Consider the following 17,251-nt stretch of genomic DNA (forward strand, 5'->3'; position numbering starts at 1 on the left):
CAAAATACTTTACAACATAAAAAAGGTTCTGATTAATACATCAGAACCTTTTTATTTTTAAGTCGTTATCTTAATTTCTAATCTCTGTTAATTTTGCTAATAATTCATCTTTCATAGCGCTATTTGCAGCACTCAAAGGCAGCTGATTAGCATTCATAAAATTTGTATTCTCTAAAGGATCGCTTGCTAAATTGAATAAGGCTTCGCTACCATCGTTGTATAAAATATATTTATGAGTAGCATTTCTAATAGTATAGTCTACAGTACCATCGTCGTTTCCATCTTCTATAAACGTATAATCTCTACTGTTATCATTGGTATTTTGAGTAAGTAAACTTTTAAAACTTCTACTATCGTGTATAGAAGAAACACTAACACCAGCAATATCAGCAATGGTTGCAAATAAATCGGTAAGATTAATCAATGCATCTTCGGTTTGATTAAATCGAGTAACACCTTTCCCGCCAATAATCATTGGTATATTGATTCCCCCTTGAAAAATAGTTCCTTTTCCTTTTTTATATCCCTGTAATACTTGATTTGGAGTACCGTTATCACCAATAAATATAATAATGGTATTATCTCTTACTTCTTGACTCATAGAGCTTAATAAACGTCCATACTCACTATCCATAGCTTCAATCATAGCTAAATAGTAAGGTAATGGATTAGCATCTATACTAGCTTGGTCTGAAGGTAAAGCTCCTTGGCTATGTAAATCATTTGGAGGTAAGTGAAAAGGTGTATGTGGTGCATTGTATGCTAACCATAAAAACCATGGTTTTGTTTGGTCTTTAACCCAGTCTATAGCTAAGTCGGTAACCTTCGTAGTTGCATATTCTGTAGATGTTTGTGTTTGTCCGTTAATGGTTAAATTCCAATTAGTATACGATTGCAAACCACCGCTTAATGGCCCAGCATAATAATCGATTCCCATATTATTAGGATGGTTGGCGTTTTTAGATAAATGCCATTTCCCAATTACGGCACTACTATACGAATTGCTTGCATTTGATTTGATATAATCTTGTAAAGCTACTTCTGAAGTAGATAAAGGATCATCAACTTTTAAAACACCATTTCTAATTCCGTATTTCCCAGTTATAATAGAAGCTCTGGTTGGAGAACAAGTAGGATTAGACCACGCATTATTAAATCGTACACCAGAATTAATTAAATTTTGCAGATTCGGCATTGTTGGTTTTTGATTTCCAATACTGTATCCTGGAGTTGCATCTAAGCCCATATCATCGGCAATAACAAACAGTATATTAGGAGCGCTTTCATTTTGTGTAGGGTTTCCATCTGGATTTTCATTAACTATGGAATCAGAAGAACTACATGAAATAATAAAGAAAGAAACAACAGCAAAAAATAGCATACGTTTTATGTGAGTAGTCATATCAAGGGTTTTTAATGTGTTATGTTGATTTAGACAGCTAAAAAGCTAAAAAGTTTAATTTATGGGTAGATTTTTTTTGAAATACTATCATTAGATCTTAGTTTTTTGTACCTTTTAATAAAAATAATGAAAAAATATTGGCTTTTAATTAAACTATTCTAACTTTTCTGTATCTAAAGTTAAACCAACACCCCCAAATTATGAAAGTATATTTTTCTAAAAGTTTAGCTCAGTTTTTAACCATTTCTTTATGTACACTGTTGTTTTCATGTTCTAGTAGTAGCGGTATTCATTCGGATGATCCCGATATTGGAGAAGAACCTACAATACCTTGTAATGTTTCCGAAATTTTTGGTAACGAAACAAGCAATGCTGTCTGTTTTGAAATAGATAATAATGTTAGAAAAGTATATACCAATAACTTTCCAGCGCATAGTTATGGACCTTGGGCTGGACCTAATACTTTAGCAGCTCAAGATTTTGAATATTCTATGTGTTTATATCCAGAATTAACTTCAACTATTACAGAAATTAAAGAAGATCCTAGTTCGCAAGCTTGTGGAGGAGGAATTATTTTTGGGGTGTCAAATCAAGGGGTAAATTACTCTCCTTTTGCTAGATTATACTGGGTTAATCCGAACACACAAGAAGAAAATTTAAATTGGCATGTTGAAGCTGATTTTACATTGGCAATGGATTCAAATGGGGGACATGTAAATAATGTAAGTAGGTATCATTATCATAATATACCCAAAGATTATTTTACCAATGATTTAAAAATTGATGGAGCTCAACATTCTCCTATTTTAGGTTATGCTGCAGATGGTTTTCCTATTTATTACAAGTATTTGTATACAGATGCCACTACAACGGCTTCTAACCCAACTGTTTCAGCATTTACTAGCGGATATTCATTAAAGCAAGGAAATCGTCCTGGAGATGGTATTACGGCTCCTGATGGCGCTTACGATGGAACTTATATTGAAGATTATGAGTATACTGGTGCCGATTTAGATGAATGTGGAGGACGTTTTGCCGTAACTCCTGAATATCCAAATGGAACTTATTATTATGTGTTAACCGATAACTGGCCGTATATTCCAAGATGTTTTAAAGGAAAATACGTAGATAATTCATTTCAAATTAGTCCTGGTTGTCCTGATTCAACGGCGGCACAAGATTGTAGTACTGTTGCTGTTACTTCAATTAATGCCAATGTTTTTGAAGATTTGAAAAACAAACTGGATTCAAAATTATATGAAAAGTTAAACGATTTAGATTTTGGAAGTAGATATGCTGACGCAAAGATCAATCAGATTAAAATTTATACGACTGATGGAAGCTTAGCGTATACATCAAATTCAACAAATGAATTGAATAACAACACAATGCACGATTTAAAGTCTTTTTATGTTCAAGTTGATTTTTCAAATGGAAGTATCACCAAAAAAATTTCAGCATAACTTATGAAAGCGTTTATTCTTTTAATTAGTACTTATTTTCTTACGTTTTTTCATGCTGCTGGTATAGCAGAATACCATTATTTTATGGAGAATGACTATGTAGTTTTAAAGTTTGAAATGGACAAACACGAACTAGAACATTATCGAATTAATAAAAACTGTCAACAAAGTAAATTGTTTGACATTTGTATTCAAGAGTATTTATTATCAAAAACTGATTTACAGTTGAATAATCAAAAAGTTGATTTCGACTTTTTAGAATCGTCAACTTATAACGATCATATTATTTTTAATTTTAAATCAAAGAAAACCTATAAGAATATCACCGATTTACAAATTGATAACACCTGTTTTTACGAAGTAAATAAAAAGTTTAAAAATAGAATTCGAATTGATATAAAACAGTTCCAAAAATCATTTTTATTGACTAAAGGCAAGGGGAGTATTCAGTTATAAAGCTTAGGTTTTTAAAAGCTTGTTTACGTTTATTTTATACAGTTTCCCAATAGGAATGCTATATTCTTCTATAGTTATTTTATTGCCTTCAATGCTCTTAATATGTTTTAAACCAATAGCAAAAGACTTGTGTACTTGTAAAAAGTTTTCGGGAGGTAAAACTTCTAACATTTCAGAAATTTTTTCTCTTACAGTAACTGTTTGTTTTGTTGTAATTACTTTGGTGTAATTTCCAGCAGCTTCAATAAATAAAATATCATCGGTTTCTACTTTGATATGACTTTTATTCTGTCGCAAAAACAACTGTTTGTTAGTTTTAGATGTCTCTGTATTAATTGTAGAAGACTGTTTAGGGCTACTTTGTGGTGTATCAATTACCTTATTTACCGCTTTTAAAAAACGTTCAAAACTGAATGGTTTTAAGAGGTAATCAACAACGTTTAGCTCGTAACTTTCCAAAGCAAATTCACTATAAGCCGTAGTAACTATAACTTTAGGAGGATTTGATAATGTTTTTAAAAAATCGAAACCTTTTAGTTTAGGCATATTCAAGTCTAAGAAAATCAAATCAACAGTATGTTCACTTAAATAGCTTAAAGCTTCAATAGCGTCGTAACAATGCTTTTTAAATTCTAAATTAGGAAGCAAATCACAATAATCTTTAATAATATCGTGAGCTATAGGTTCGTCATCAACAATAATATAGGTAATCATAATTTAGAAATATTCAATTGAGATTTGTAAATATCATTGGTTTTATAAAAGGACAATGTATGTGTTTTTGGGTATACCAATGCAAGTCTACGTTTTAAATTTTGTAAACCAATGCCTCCTTTTTCGTTATTAACAACAGTTTCATCAAAATTGTTTTCAATATCAAAATAAACGTTGTTTTTTTCGGCTTTCATATTGATATAAACATAAGCATTATCTCTTAAGTTTTCTACTCCATGTTTAAAAGCATTCTCTAAAAGTATGATAAATAACAAGGGCATTACTTCATAATCGTTTCCTTCAATATCGTAATTAAATTGAATATCAATGTTTTTGCGATATCGCATTTTATGAAGCTCAATATAGGTTTGTAAATAACTTATTTCTTCCGATAAAAGTACGGTTTCCTTTTGTCCGTCGTAAATACTATAACGCATCATATCAGAAAGCTTTAAAATCAATTCTTTTGCCTTTTTAGAATCTTTATCAACCAAGCCATATAAGTTATTTAGCATGTTAAAGAAAAAATGAGGACTTACTTGACTTTTTAAATGTAACAATTCAGCATTTTTCTTTTCCTTTTTAAGACTCAAAATAGATTTTATCTGTTTAAAAGTCCATCTAATCAATAAAAAGATGAGAAGTAAGAAATAAAAAAAACTAAAAGTTACAAAAGGCTCACTGCTTCCAAAAGCATCATTAAATATCAGAATAATGACTGCTATAAAGATTAATATAAACCAAGAAAGTTTTTTAGGAATTCGTTTAAACATATGGGTATTTGCGTGTAATTCAAGTTCAATATTAGACAAATTAATTGCTACCAACAAATTAGTTGACAAACAAACTTTAGGAAGTGATAAACGTTCATTTTTAAGTGATAAAGAGCCTTTATAACGCCATGAAACCTTTGTAACACCGTTTGTATTCCATACATCACAAATACTTTTTTAGCGCATGGTTAGCGGTTAGGTTTGCTGTAAACAATTAAAAATTAACTACATGGAACTTATCATAGAAAATCTTTCAAAAACCTATTCAAATGGCGTGCAAGCCTTGCAAACTATATCCTTAGAAATTCCAAATGGAATGTTTGGTTTGTTAGGGCCAAATGGAGCGGGGAAATCTACTTTAATGCGTACGATTGCTACACTGCAAGAAGCAGACAAAGGTGCTATTAAACTAGGAAATTTAGATGTTTTAAAACAAAAAAATGACATCCGAAAAGTATTAGGTTATTTACCACAACAGTTTGGATTGTACCCAAAAATATCGGCAGAAGTATTGTTAAATCATTTTGCTGTACTTAAGGGAATTACCAACAAGGGAGAACGAAAAGAAATAGTAGAAAGTCTTTTGCACAAAACAAATTTATACAAGGTTAGAAAACAAAACCTTCATGGGTTTTCTGGCGGAATGAAACAGCGTTTTGGTATAGCACAAGCCTTATTAAACAGTCCAAAATTATTAATAGTAGACGAGCCTACAGCGGGATTAGACCCTTTAGAACGCAATCGTTTTTATAATATTCTTAGTGAAATAGGGGAGAACACGGTGGTTATTTTATCTACTCATATTGTAGAAGATGTAAAAGAACTGTGTACCAATATGGCCATTATAAACCAAGGACAAGTATTGCTTAAAGGAAATCCAGTTCAAATAATAGATAGTTTGAAAGGAAAGGTATATGAGAAAACAATTCAGAAGGAAGAATTAAAAAGTTATAAGCAAGCTTATCATGTAATTAGTGAGAAGTTGTTTTTAGGAAAACCAATTATAAATATTCTAAGTGAAAGCAATCCACATAACGGTTTTACACCAGTTAAGGCAAGTTTAGAGGATGTGTATTTCTCTCAAATATTTGGAGCAAATAATCAATTAAAACAAGTTGTATAATATGTGGTACGAGATATTTAAATTCGAATTAAAGTACAGAGCTAAACGTGCAGATACTTATGTGTTTTTTCTAGTACTCTTCTTGTTTTCAATGGTTGGTGTCGACTTTATTTTTCAAGGAATGGAGTTTACCACAGTTAAAAAGAATGCACCGTTGGTTATTGCCAAAACTATGGGCGCTATTACCGGAATTTTTATGATACTAGCTTCTATGATTATGGGAGTAGCTGTATTGCGCGATTTTGAATACAATATAGAATCACTAATGTATGTAAATCCCATAAAGAAAAAAGAGTATTTGTTAGGACGCTTTTTAGGTTCATTTACCGTATTGTTTTTTGTGTTTACAGGGATTTTATTTGGAATGATTTTAGGCGAATTTATGCCGTGGCATAATCCAAATGACCTGAATCCTTTTAGTTTGTCAGTTTATTTAAAACCATTTGTAATTATTACGTTACCAATCCTTTTATTTGGAGCCTGTTTGTTTTTTGTAACAGGAGCTTTAAGTAGAAAATTGGTGGTAGTTTACACGCAAGGAGTGGTGTTTTTTGTAGCGTTTATGCTAACAAAAGCGATAAAGAATGAGTATTTACAAGCTATTATGGATCCATTTTCCTTAACTACTTTAACCTTGCTTACCGATTCTTGGAGCATTGTAGACCGTAATGTATTTAATATTCCTTTTAGTGGAGTTTTATTGTACAACAAGCTATTTTGGATGCTATTAGGTGCTGTTATTTTATGGTTTGGATATCGAAAATTTAGTTTTAATTTAATTCGAAACAAACGCTTAAAGAAGAAAGGTTTAGCAACAACAATTACAGAAGAGAATTCAAATTATGCGACCAAAATTCCGCAGTTTACATTTCAAAAAGAGTTGCAAACAAAATGGACACAGTTTTTACATTTATCATGGTTTTATTTTGTCAATATCTGTAAGCAGCCATCCTTTTGGGCAATTATGATTTGTGGAATGATTATCATTCTCATCAATTCGGTAAGTTTAGGAACCATTTATGGAGTTGATAGTTACCCAAAAACATATTTTATTGTAGAAGAACTTCAAGAAACCTCTTCGTACTTTTTTATCATCTTATTAGTGTTCTATTCAGGAGAAATTATTTGGAAAGAAAGAGGCGCAAATGTAAACCTGATATACGATGCAACACCAATTTCAAACTTTATTAGTTTATTGAGTAAATACGTGGGTTTATTACTGATTTATATGGTGTTAATAGCTACGTTGATACTCACTGGAATCATTTTTCAAACCCTAAATGGTTATTATGATTATGAGTTGGAAGTTTACTTTTATGGATTCTTTTTAGAAGTATTGCCATTTTTAGCCTTGTACACATGTATAGCCATCTTTGCGCAGGTAGTAACCAACCGTAAGTTTGTAGGAATCTTAGCAGTACTGTTATTTTTTATGTTCAATATAGCCTTGGCTGTTATGGGCTACGACCATGATTTGTATTGGTTTGGAGGAAGTTCTTTAGGAAAATATTCCGATATGAATGGCTATGGACACCTTTTAAAACCTTATTTATTCATTAAAACCTATTGGTTTTTAGTTGGATTGTTGCTACTTATTTTAGGAGCTATACTTTCGGTAAGAGGAACAGAAAACAGTCTTAAAAAACGATGGAGTAGTGGTAAGTACAGTATGAGTAAGCGCTTAAAAACCTTTACAATTGTAGTATTTTGTTCGTTTTTAGGGCTAGGAACCTACATTTATTACAATACAAATGTTTTAAACAAGTACTGGACAAATACAGAAGAAATAGCCTTTAGAGCATCTTATGAAAAGGAATTAAAGAAGTTTGAATATATCAAACAGCCCAAAATTACTAGCGTTAATTTACAGGTTGAATTGTATTCTGAAAAGCAAAATTATACAGCAAAAGGAAGTTATATACTAAAGAATACTAGTGAGATACCAATTGACAAAATTCATGTTCAAAAGAAGATTGAAGACTATGTTTCGCTTAAAAATGTCACTTTTGAAGGAGGTGCTAAGCTAGACAATCGTTATCAAAAATACGATTATAGTATTCACCAATTAAACAAGACGTTACAACCAGGTGACTCTATTAAAATGAGTTTTGTACAAGAATATACGAGTCAAGGATTTGAGATGAAAAGCAGCAATCAGAGCATCGTACATAATGGTACATTTTTTAACAATAATAGCTTTCCAACCTTAGGGTATAATAGAAAGTATGAACTTAGAAATAAAAACGATAGAGCAGAATTCGACTTGCCAAAACGATTGAATAAAGCTAGGAGGGAAGATGCTAACGAATTGGAAAATGCTCGTTCTGGAAGCGATTCTGATGGAATACAGCTTGAAATTGTTATTGGAACTAACAAAAATCAAACTGCTATAGCTCCAGGGAATTTGGTAAAGCAATGGAAATCAAACAATCGAAATTATTTTCATTATAAAACAGCCATTCCAATTATTAATTTTTATTCAATAGTATCGGCAGAATATGAATTAGCAAAAGATACTTGGGTAGCACCAAAAACTAAAAACTTAGTTGAATTAGAAGTGTATTATCATAAAGGACACGAATACAACTTACAACGTATGATAGATGCTATGAAAAAGTCTTTTGATTATTATAGCACATATTTTAGTCCGTACCAATATGACCATATGCGTATTACTGAGTTTCCTCGTTATGCACAATTTGCGCAGTCATTTCCTGGAACGGTGCCATTTTCTGAAGCTATGGGATTTGTATTAAATATTGATGATGAAAAAGACGTAGACATGGCGTTTTTTATAACAGCACACGAATTGGCTCATCAATGGTTTGGTATGCAAGTAGAGGCTGCGAATGTACAGGGACAACATTTTATTTTAGAAACATTATCGCAATATGCAGCTTTAATGGTACTTAAAAAACATTTTTCTAAAGAGAAAGTAGCACAGTTTTTAGAATTACAAGAAACAGATTATAAAGAAGGATTGCGTAAGGAATCAAAGCAAGAACCTTCGTTAGCATTGGTTGAAAATCAGTCGTATGTATACTATGCAAAAGGAGCAATTAATATGTATAAATTGCAAGAAGCAATAGGAGAAGACCGTGTAAATAGGGCATTAAAAAAGTTTATAGCAGACTGGCATAGTCAACACGGAAAGCTAAAAACAGCGATCAAACGATATGCAACAAGCAAAGATTTACTAGCATATATTAAAAATGTAACTCCAGAAAACAAGCAAGAGCTTATAAATGAGTTGTTTAAATAGTGAAATATGATTATAAAAAGGAATTTGTAAAAATTCCTTTTTATAGTTTCATCTATAATTAATTGATATTCAACGAGTAAAATTGACCATTGAACGATTATTTTTCTAAATAGCTGATAATTTTCATAATATAAAGTATAAAATTTAGATATATGAAAACGCAGCCAACACCAATCAAATTTATCAAAGCATACGGAAATCAGTACGAAATAAAGTTTCCGAATTTAAAAAAGCCTCTAACAGTAACACGTTATTATTATGAACGTTTGGTTAACAGTCCTGAAGAGTTTACGTTCATTTAATCTTCAGGACTAGAGGTGTTTATTTATATGATTGATTTCTATAAGAAAACATGAATAGGGCTGTTTTATAAATATTCTATTTAACATAATATAAATTATAGTGCAAATGTCTTATTTGGTAATTTATAGGTTTTCGCCATTTGGTAGCTATAATTCCATATTATGTAAAATATCCCATAAAGTCTAAAGTCTTGAACACACAATCGGCTCTTGGCTTTAGTACTAAATATGTAGAACTTTAATTAATCCTTTTTTCGTGTTTCATTTTCTTTTGTCTTGATGCAAAAGAAACAAAAAATCAAGCCTGCATATAATTTTGGAAACAATTAACGGCTCATTCGCTATATTTCAGGAAACATTGTAACTAATTAAGATTATTTTGAAATCTTTTTATAATTGAAACTATTAAAAATATGTATTACTAACCCCCAAAATATGCTCGCTCATTTCTCCTATTGTTTTGACCAAAATTTTATGAGGCCAAGTTTAACATTGAGATTCTTTTATACTTAAGTTAAGTCGTGAATCTCCGCATTATGAGCGTGATTTGATATTAAATTTATAGAATTTTCACATGCAGATTCAGAAAAATACAATTCGCTCGTACCAATTATTTGACCATTACTTGCCTTTAAACTGAAATAATATTTTCCATTAGACGATTTCTTTTTTAAAAATTTTTGAATGTCTCTAGAATTAAGTTTTACAGATTCAATACCATTTAAACATCCAGCTTTAGACTGATAACCTTCACTATTCAATAAAGTTTTATTATAAAAAGATTTCAATCTAAAATAATAATAACCTCTACTAGATGATTTATATAGTTGAAATTTTGTTCCCATTAATTAAATTTATTTTTTTTGTTCTTCAGCGTCTTCATCACTATATATAATATCTTTTGCAGGATTCTCTGCAACTATTATTCCTTCTTTCTCTCCATCCTTATTTAGATCAACTTGGATAATTTCTATTACCTCTGTATGCAATAAATACCCTGTTTCAGAAATAGTTTCTAACCTATCAAAGCATTTAAACCTCATATCTGTAGCCTTTAATACTTTTTCAGTAGCTACAATAGGATCTAAATTAAGATAAACAGAATTAAACAAAAATACGTTAAATCCGATGAGCATTTCACTACTATCTAGTGAAAGTCTTGGTCCACATATATATTCAATTTCTGGACAAATAAAGAACATATCATATGCTACTTTATTAAGTCCTCCACGACAGCATGATAATAATAAAATGTTTTCATCAGCTAAACAATTTGCATTGTATAATAACTCTCCAAAATTTTTCCAAGAGCACTCGTAATCTTCCGCCTCATTTGTAAAACCTTGGTTGTCTCCGTGAGCACTTAAGTATATTATATCATATTTTTTATCTTCTTCAAGTACTTTTACTAATTCTTCATTATTTTCAATATTACATACATTAACATCATAGTCATAAAGCTCTAGTTGTTTTCCTATTACTAGAGTTTCATTTTCCTCATCTTTTGTTAGAAGAAGGTTTAGAATTAAAGCATTATTGTCTAACATTGAATGGTTTTGAATATGATAAATATAATAAAAATTCAGCCTTCATTTCCATTCATTCTACACACATTATACTCTCCTCCCACGTCGTCGCATAAAAAGTTAGTTTAAAGTCCATTAACAGTAACAAAACTAGAGTCGATGAAACGTTGATTGTTAGGAAGTTCATATTCAATAAATTCTTGATTAGAAATTGAATACTTAAGAATCTTAGTATTATTGAAAATATCATCTTCAGTCAGATAAATACTATTAGATGAACCGAAACTAACATGAGTAATATCTCGAAGATGATCATTTCCATCACGATCCTTCATAATAATTGACCTTGTATTAATACTGAAGTTTCTAAGTGTTATATATTCACAAACAGCATCTATACGTCCGAAATCCAAATAAGCTGCACATAGTTCTAGATCATTCCCGCTACTACGATAATCAATAGAAATGGTGCGTGACTCTCGTAGATGAACAATTGCATGGTAATTAATAGAAATTTCATTTAGACTTAACAAGATCAAAATACTGGTTCTACGAATTGAACCCTTAATAAGTAAAAAATCTACTTCATTATGAACAATTTTCTGAATAGTAATATTCTCCAATATAGCATCATATCCATTATTAGAAAATGGATCGTCCTGTTCATTTTCCTCTAACCATCTCTTTACGGATTCTTCAGTTTTTACAATTTCACCCAATTCTTCAATGGTTAATAATGGTTGAGTGTTAAAATCTTTGTCAATTTTATAAAGAATAGCACCACTCCTCTTACCAAAATTGCTTTTTATTCCAACGAATGACTCTTTGTACTTGATTAGTTCCATTGGTAATTCTAAGCTAGACTTTTGGGTTTCTTGGAAATCAAGAAAATGAATAATCCTTTCATTTACTTGAACATGACAACCTATAACACCAGAGGAAGAGGTTTCAACCACAAGATTTGTGATTCTTTCACCTGACTCTGATTTATAGAATATTTTAGACGTAATATCCTCTTGAGGATTCCAAAAGAAGCATTTGCTGCTACTACAACCAATAATTAATACACCACTCTCAATTTTAACAACCTCAAACCTTAAAGTTCTAAATTGTTTCTCCAGTGGAAGCTGCGCAAGAACTAAGTCAAAATTACCAACTTCACGTATGGTTAGCTCCTCATCCGTAACTAATACAAGAAATTCATTTGGAAGTCTCTTGGTAATAATAGCCTTATCTTTTTCAATATACAGATCATTTACATCAAACTCCAAATACCCTTTTAAAGACCTAAAAATTCGATTTAGATTTTCAAAAAGATACCTATCGTTTCTATATTCCTCCACTAAATCTATACTTAGTTTCATTTTGCGTTTTATTTCGCGAATGAACATTCCCAAATGCCCTACAAAATAGGCTCCATGAATAGGGTTCCAATTAAGTAATTGGAAATCATTAATTATTGCTTTTGGAATTCGCTTCAAACAATCATATGCCATAATTCCGCCTTGTATAAAGCGAATATGGTCTAAATTTTCAGGTGACCAGGCGTCTTCGCTCCATGCATCCGTTATTTCCTGTAATTCTGAAATTTTGAATATAGATTGTGTAATGTTTTGGCTGAAAATAAACTTTTGCCTCATATCCGAAATGCTTTCATTGTAATCATCTAAGACCTTTTCAAGCATTTTCATTTTATCAGAATTTACCCAAGAATATCTACTATCATCAAATACCTCATTAACAAATTGATCAATGCTCTCAGTATTATTAGGAAAACCAGTCTGTTCGATTAGAGAAGCCAATTTTTGTTCTATTCTTAAAACTGCTAATTTAGTCTCATCACTCTGAATCTTAATCTCTTGAATGTCCTTATGGGATTCTCTTAAGATTGTATTGGACTCTCCAGTTTCTATTTGTTGGTTAGCTTCTAATATTCCAATTACTTTTGACAATTGAGACTTAATATCCTTAAATTCAACTTTATCACTAATACTCTTTAAGTAATTGAAGGCTGTTTGATATTTTTGTTTAGCTAGTTCTTCCTCAAATATTGTGTAAAACCGTTTAAGCTCATTATTTGAATTAAGGGCATCAATGATGTTTTTAGATTTGTTATTAATTTGGATATTTTTAAGTAATTTTTGCTTTTCCTTTTCTCTTATATCCTTATTTGGACACCATTTAACCAAAGTTGTATTGAAACAACCTTTTATTTGATTATTAACATCATCTTTTTTAAATAATATTTTATAGATAGTAGGATTTAAATCAGTGGCAATTCCTGCTCCATAACTAACAATAAATGATAATAAAGTTAACTCCATATAATAATATGATTAATTAAAAAATGTACTGTAAATTTTGTCGGAAATTAAATTTTGAAAAGTACTTCTTCAAATATAAAAAAATAGCACTCATTTAATTGCTGTATTGTACAATAAATCACGCTTAGAAAAGCATTTTCATTCCACACACATTACACTTCCCTCCTACGTCATCGTGTAAAGAGTGTTCCATTAACATTGTAAAGAAGCTTTTGGAGTAAAATTTTTTAAAGAAACTATAGTAACAACTTTCGCTTTTAGCCAAAGCTCAAGTTACATAACGCAGAACATTATAATACAAAGAATAAGCAAAGTTTATTCTTTGATTTAAAGCCAAAGAAATATTTTTTTCTTCTAAACAAGAGACTGTTAATTCTAAGATGATAACAAATAGATATAAAATACAAAAGAAACAGTATTTTAACTGTCTCTTTTGTATTTGATAATTATTCCATAATCTAATAAAAATATATCCCCACTCTCCTACTCATTTTACTATAATTTATTGGTTTGATAATTATTGCTTTTTAAATAGCCCTTTAAAATAGTCTACCATAGGTTTAAACACAATGACAAACGGATTGTGTCCCATAAATCCAGTAGTAACACCATAGGTTACTTTTTCTGTTTCGGGAACATAAGTCCCAAAAACTCTGTCCCAAAAAATAAGCATTCCACCATAGTTTTTATCTAAGTATTTTTCGTTAGAACCATGGTGTACTCTATGAGCAGAGGGTGTATTGAAAAACTTTCCTTCTAGCAGTCCTAATTTTCCTATGGCTTCCGTGTGTAATAAAAATTGATACAATAAACTGATGGCTAATGATAATGATATTAGGGTGGGATTAAAACCTAAAATAACCAACGGCACATAAAACAGGATACTCGTAAACTTACCTACCCAATTTAAACGACCCGCTGCGGTTAAATTAAACCACATACTTGAATGATGTGTATGATGGATTGACCATAAAAATGGAATTTCATGACTCCATCTATGGTACCAGTAATAGACCATTTCTACCACCATAAAAGTTATAAGAAATGTGTAAATATTAACTGGAATTGTAAATAATTTGAAAGACTCAACAGCTTCAAATAAAAATAATCCCCAAGCCAATGAAATTGGTTTTATGAATCTACCAATAATGATAATTGCCAAATTAGAAAGAGAATCTTTTGTGCTATAACTTCCCTTTTTAGTAATTAAAGACCAAATAATCTCAGCGAATATTAAACCTATAAAAATCAAGAAGAATACTTTTGCGTATGTTGTTTCCATAATATTTGTGTGTTAATTATGGTTCAAAAGTATTGAGGGAAAGAGTGTTTATTTAAAAAATGAAAGTGAAGCTGCTAAAATAGAAAGTGAAACGACCTTAATGTTATTTTAACTATTGATGGTGCATCCAATTTTTTAATTGTGGCGCTTTAGCCTTGCTAACAACTATTTGTTCCTGTGGTTTTGGATTGACATTTAAAATCAATTTTCCATTAAAATAGAGCTGAAGATTTTCGATAGCGTTTCTATTGACTATAAACTGTCTATTAGCTCTAAAAAATAGCGCTGGATTTAATTCTGTTTCAATGTCTTCAAGTTTTTTATCGATTATAAAACTTTTATTGTCTTTAACAACCGCTTTTACAATACTATCATCAATAGTAAAATAAGCCACATCGTTTACATTTAAAGGGATTAAGGTATCTCGTTGTTGAACCAAATAAGTGTTTTTATACGACTTCTTTTCAGATTTTATTAGCTGCAACATTTGCTGAAATTGCTCATTAATTGGCGAAGCTTGTCTTGTGGATTTGTATTTATCAATAGCATCTTTTAACTCCTCTTCGTCAATTGGTTTTAATAGGTAATCTACACTATTAACCTTGAAAGCTTTAATAGCATATTCGTCAAAAGCCGTTGTAAAGATGATAGGAACATTAACTTGGACTTTTTCAAATATTTCAAAGGATATACCATCGGCTAAATGAATATCGAAAAAAGCTAAGGCTATTGAATGCTCTTTATTAAAAAAATCTACAGCATCAACCACAGTGTCTATAACAGTTTCCACAGTAATTAAAGGATCAATTTCCTTTAAAAGATATTTTAAATTTTCTGCTGCTGCTTGTTCGTCTTCTATAATGAGTACGTTCATATTATTGGTAATTTTACTATGAAATAATCACTGTTGTTTTCAATACTTATTTCCTTATTTAAAAGTAGCTTAAATCTGGTATTTAGATTGCTTAATCCGGTGTTGGTGCTTTCTACATTGCCTGTTCGTTTTTGCAATTTATTCTTTACAATTAAAAAATGATCTTGACTATAAATAGTAACCGTTAAAGGTTTGTTTACAGAAATTTCATTGTGTTTTACTGAGTTTTCAACCAATAATTGCAATGCTAATGACGGAATTTTCTTCTGAAGTAAGGCATCATCAATGTTGATAATGGCTTTAAAATTTTCTCGATAGCGTTGTTTAATCAAATAAAGATAACTATCTAAAAACTTTAATTCTTCTTTTAAGCTAACTAAGTCCTGGTCTTTACTTTGAAGAATATAGCGATATAAAAAAGAGAGTTTCTTTATAAATTTCCCTGCTGAATTTTGGTCCTCTCTAACTAACAAACTCAATGAATTTAAAGAGTTAAATAGAAAATGAGGATTAACTTGATTTTTTAAGGCAGCCAATTCATTTTGTAAGCTCTGTTGCTTGAGTTGCTCTTTTTCTACAGCGTCAATTTTCGCTTGATTATTAAGTGTTATAGTCCTGCTAATAACTATAAGCATCAGCATTACAAAGAAGTAAACAAAACTATTAAAACGAGGGTTTAATGTTGTTGAATTATTTCCATTGATAACAACATCGAAAATTCTAAATATGAAAATCCAAACAACAAGAATTGCAAAACTTAAAAGGACAGCTTTCAAAAAAGTGTTCTTTTGAAACCATTGAATACTCCAGTCTATGTTAAGTTTTAGAATAAAAAAACAAAATCCAAATAAGGATATAATACGAAGCAAGGTATCTTTTGTAGATACTTCCCAAAGACCACTACCATCTGCACTACCGAATAAAAATACTAGACGTGGAATATTTACTAGTAATGAAAAGCTAATAGCTACTATAAGTATGAGTTTGTTGTTATTCATAGATAGAAAGGCTTGCATTGCAAGCCTTTTATAATTAGAGAGTTATTATTTTTTTTCTTTTCGTTTTTCCTTCATCTTCTTTTGAATTTCTTTTTGTATCTCTAAATATACTTTATATTGTTTAGATGACAATAAAGACTTCATTTCCTTGTTTTTACCTTTTTGAATAGATTTATATGCTCTGTATTTACTAAAACGAGATTTGCTACTATTTTTTAAGTCCTTTAATTGATTACCATACCTTTTTGAGATTTCGATATATTGTGGCTTTTGATCTTCTGTTAGATTTAATCGATTGATATATTCTGAAAACTCACCCGAAAAATTTTCAATTAATGATTTACGTTGGTCTATCTTGAAATCTTGATACACTAAATATTGTTCTTCAGACAATAATTCTTTTAATTCTGAATCTTTTTCAGACTGAATACGCTGTACTTCTTTTATTTTTTCTTGTTTAGAAAGACCAGATTCTTTTACAAATTTTAACTGCTCGCCATATTTTTTAGCAATAGTTTCATAAGATGTTTTTTGACTTTCAGATAAGTTCAGTTTTTCAAAATACTGTGCTAGTTTTTCTTTTGCTTGCTCTTTTTGTTTTTCACTAAGTTTTTTGTCTTGAGCAAATGTTATTGAACTGGCTATTAATAATGTAACTATTAAGATATTTTTTATTGCTTTCATTTTTATTTTTTTAATAATTATGAGACAAATGTATTTTAGTAGTTGAAGCATAATTTAATTTTTAAAGT

The 17,251-nt window shown here is 30.3% G+C and carries 16 protein-coding genes; 6 read left to right on the forward strand and 10 right to left on the reverse strand.

All coding sequences use genetic code 11. The annotated features are described in order from the left end of the window. Window positions 1-70 precede the first annotated feature (70 nt). Window positions 71-1,402 carry a sulfatase-like hydrolase/transferase gene (locus Q0958_RS06500; protein WP_299121265.1) on the reverse strand — a complete coding sequence of 444 codons (1,332 nt, stop codon included), beginning with the start codon at window positions 1,400-1,402 and terminating at the stop codon, window positions 71-73. Between the two features lie 200 nt (window positions 1,403-1,602). On the opposite strand from Q0958_RS06500, the gene Q0958_RS06505 reads away from it, so the two are divergent. Together Q0958_RS06505 and Q0958_RS06510 are read left to right on the forward strand one after the other, a co-directional pair. Beyond that, entirely contained in the window at window positions 1,603-2,865 is a 1,263-nt protein-coding gene (locus tag Q0958_RS06505) for a YHYH protein (RefSeq protein ID WP_299121268.1), read from the forward strand. A gap of 3 nt (window positions 2,866-2,868) precedes the next feature. After that, on the forward strand, window positions 2,869-3,321 hold the full coding sequence (locus Q0958_RS06510; RefSeq protein WP_299121270.1) for a DUF6702 family protein: 453 nt from the start codon (window positions 2,869-2,871) through the stop codon (window positions 3,319-3,321). 3 nt (window positions 3,322-3,324) lie between these two features. Here Q0958_RS06510 and Q0958_RS06515 read toward each other — a convergent pair whose 3' ends face one another. Both Q0958_RS06515 and Q0958_RS06520 read right to left on the reverse strand, forming a co-directional pair. Then, window positions 3,325-4,035 (reverse strand): LytTR family DNA-binding domain-containing protein, encoded by a 711-nt coding sequence (locus tag Q0958_RS06515; protein ID WP_299121273.1) that lies wholly within the window; start codon window positions 4,033-4,035, stop codon window positions 3,325-3,327. Then, on the reverse strand, window positions 4,032-4,628 hold the full coding sequence (locus tag Q0958_RS06520; protein ID WP_299121276.1) for a histidine kinase: 597 nt from the start codon (window positions 4,626-4,628) through the stop codon (window positions 4,032-4,034). The genes Q0958_RS06515 and Q0958_RS06520 overlap by 4 nt, the downstream gene beginning before the upstream one ends. Window positions 4,629-4,749: 121 nt before the next feature. Here Q0958_RS06520 and Q0958_RS06525 point away from each other — a divergent pair, with 121 nt between their 5' ends. The 4 genes from Q0958_RS06525 (at window position 4,750) to Q0958_RS06540 (ending at window position 9,495) form a co-directional block, all read left to right on the forward strand. Beyond that, window positions 4,750-4,932, forward strand: coding sequence for a hypothetical protein (locus tag Q0958_RS06525; protein ID WP_235275406.1), 183 nt, complete (start codon window positions 4,750-4,752; stop codon window positions 4,930-4,932). Window positions 4,933-5,037: 105 nt separating this feature from the next. Next, entirely contained in the window at window positions 5,038-5,931 is an 894-nt protein-coding gene (locus Q0958_RS06530; protein WP_299121282.1) for an ABC transporter ATP-binding protein, read from the forward strand. Window position 5,932: 1 nt separating this feature from the next. Then, complete coding sequence (locus Q0958_RS06535; RefSeq protein WP_299121285.1) at window positions 5,933-9,193, forward strand: M1 family aminopeptidase; 3,261 nt, start codon at window positions 5,933-5,935, stop codon at window positions 9,191-9,193. A 152-nt stretch (window positions 9,194-9,345) separates the two neighbouring features. Continuing rightward, window positions 9,346-9,495 (forward strand): hypothetical protein, encoded by a 150-nt coding sequence (locus Q0958_RS06540; protein WP_235275403.1) that lies wholly within the window; start codon window positions 9,346-9,348, stop codon window positions 9,493-9,495. Window positions 9,496-10,004: 509 nt separating this feature from the next. Here Q0958_RS06540 and Q0958_RS06545 read toward each other — a convergent pair. The 7 genes from Q0958_RS06545 to Q0958_RS06575 all read right to left on the reverse strand — a co-directional run bounded on the left by Q0958_RS06545 (window position 10,005) and on the right by Q0958_RS06575 (window position 17,183). After that, complete coding sequence (locus tag Q0958_RS06545; protein WP_299121288.1) at window positions 10,005-10,340, reverse strand: YegP family protein; 336 nt, start codon at window positions 10,338-10,340, stop codon at window positions 10,005-10,007. Between the two features lie 9 nt (window positions 10,341-10,349). Then, on the reverse strand, window positions 10,350-11,042 hold the full coding sequence (locus Q0958_RS06550; protein ID WP_299121290.1) for a hypothetical protein: 693 nt from the start codon (window positions 11,040-11,042) through the stop codon (window positions 10,350-10,352). Window positions 11,043-11,146: 104 nt separating this feature from the next. Next, complete coding sequence (locus tag Q0958_RS06555) at window positions 11,147-13,345, reverse strand: hypothetical protein (protein WP_299121292.1); 2,199 nt, start codon at window positions 13,343-13,345, stop codon at window positions 11,147-11,149. Window positions 13,346-13,862: 517 nt separating this feature from the next. Then, window positions 13,863-14,627 carry a sterol desaturase family protein gene (locus Q0958_RS06560; protein WP_299121295.1) on the reverse strand — a complete coding sequence of 255 codons (765 nt, stop codon included), beginning with the start codon at window positions 14,625-14,627 and terminating at the stop codon, window positions 13,863-13,865. A 112-nt stretch (window positions 14,628-14,739) separates the two neighbouring features. Next, the gene (locus tag Q0958_RS06565; RefSeq protein WP_299121298.1) at window positions 14,740-15,501 is read right to left on the reverse strand and encodes a LytTR family DNA-binding domain-containing protein; all 762 of its coding nucleotides are present in this window, start codon (window positions 15,499-15,501) and stop codon (window positions 14,740-14,742) included. After that, window positions 15,498-16,517 carry a histidine kinase gene (locus Q0958_RS06570; protein ID WP_299121301.1) on the reverse strand — a complete coding sequence of 340 codons (1,020 nt, stop codon included), beginning with the start codon at window positions 16,515-16,517 and terminating at the stop codon, window positions 15,498-15,500. The genes Q0958_RS06565 and Q0958_RS06570 overlap by 4 nt, the downstream gene beginning before the upstream one ends. 27 nt (window positions 16,518-16,544) lie before the next feature. Next, window positions 16,545-17,183 (reverse strand): hypothetical protein, encoded by a 639-nt coding sequence (locus Q0958_RS06575; RefSeq protein WP_299121303.1) that lies wholly within the window; start codon window positions 17,181-17,183, stop codon window positions 16,545-16,547. Window positions 17,184-17,251: the final 68 nt, after the last annotated feature.

Origin of the sequence: uncultured Tenacibaculum sp. (assembly GCF_947499065.1) — a bacterium.
Lineage (GTDB): Bacteria > Bacteroidota > Bacteroidia > Flavobacteriales > Flavobacteriaceae > Polaribacter.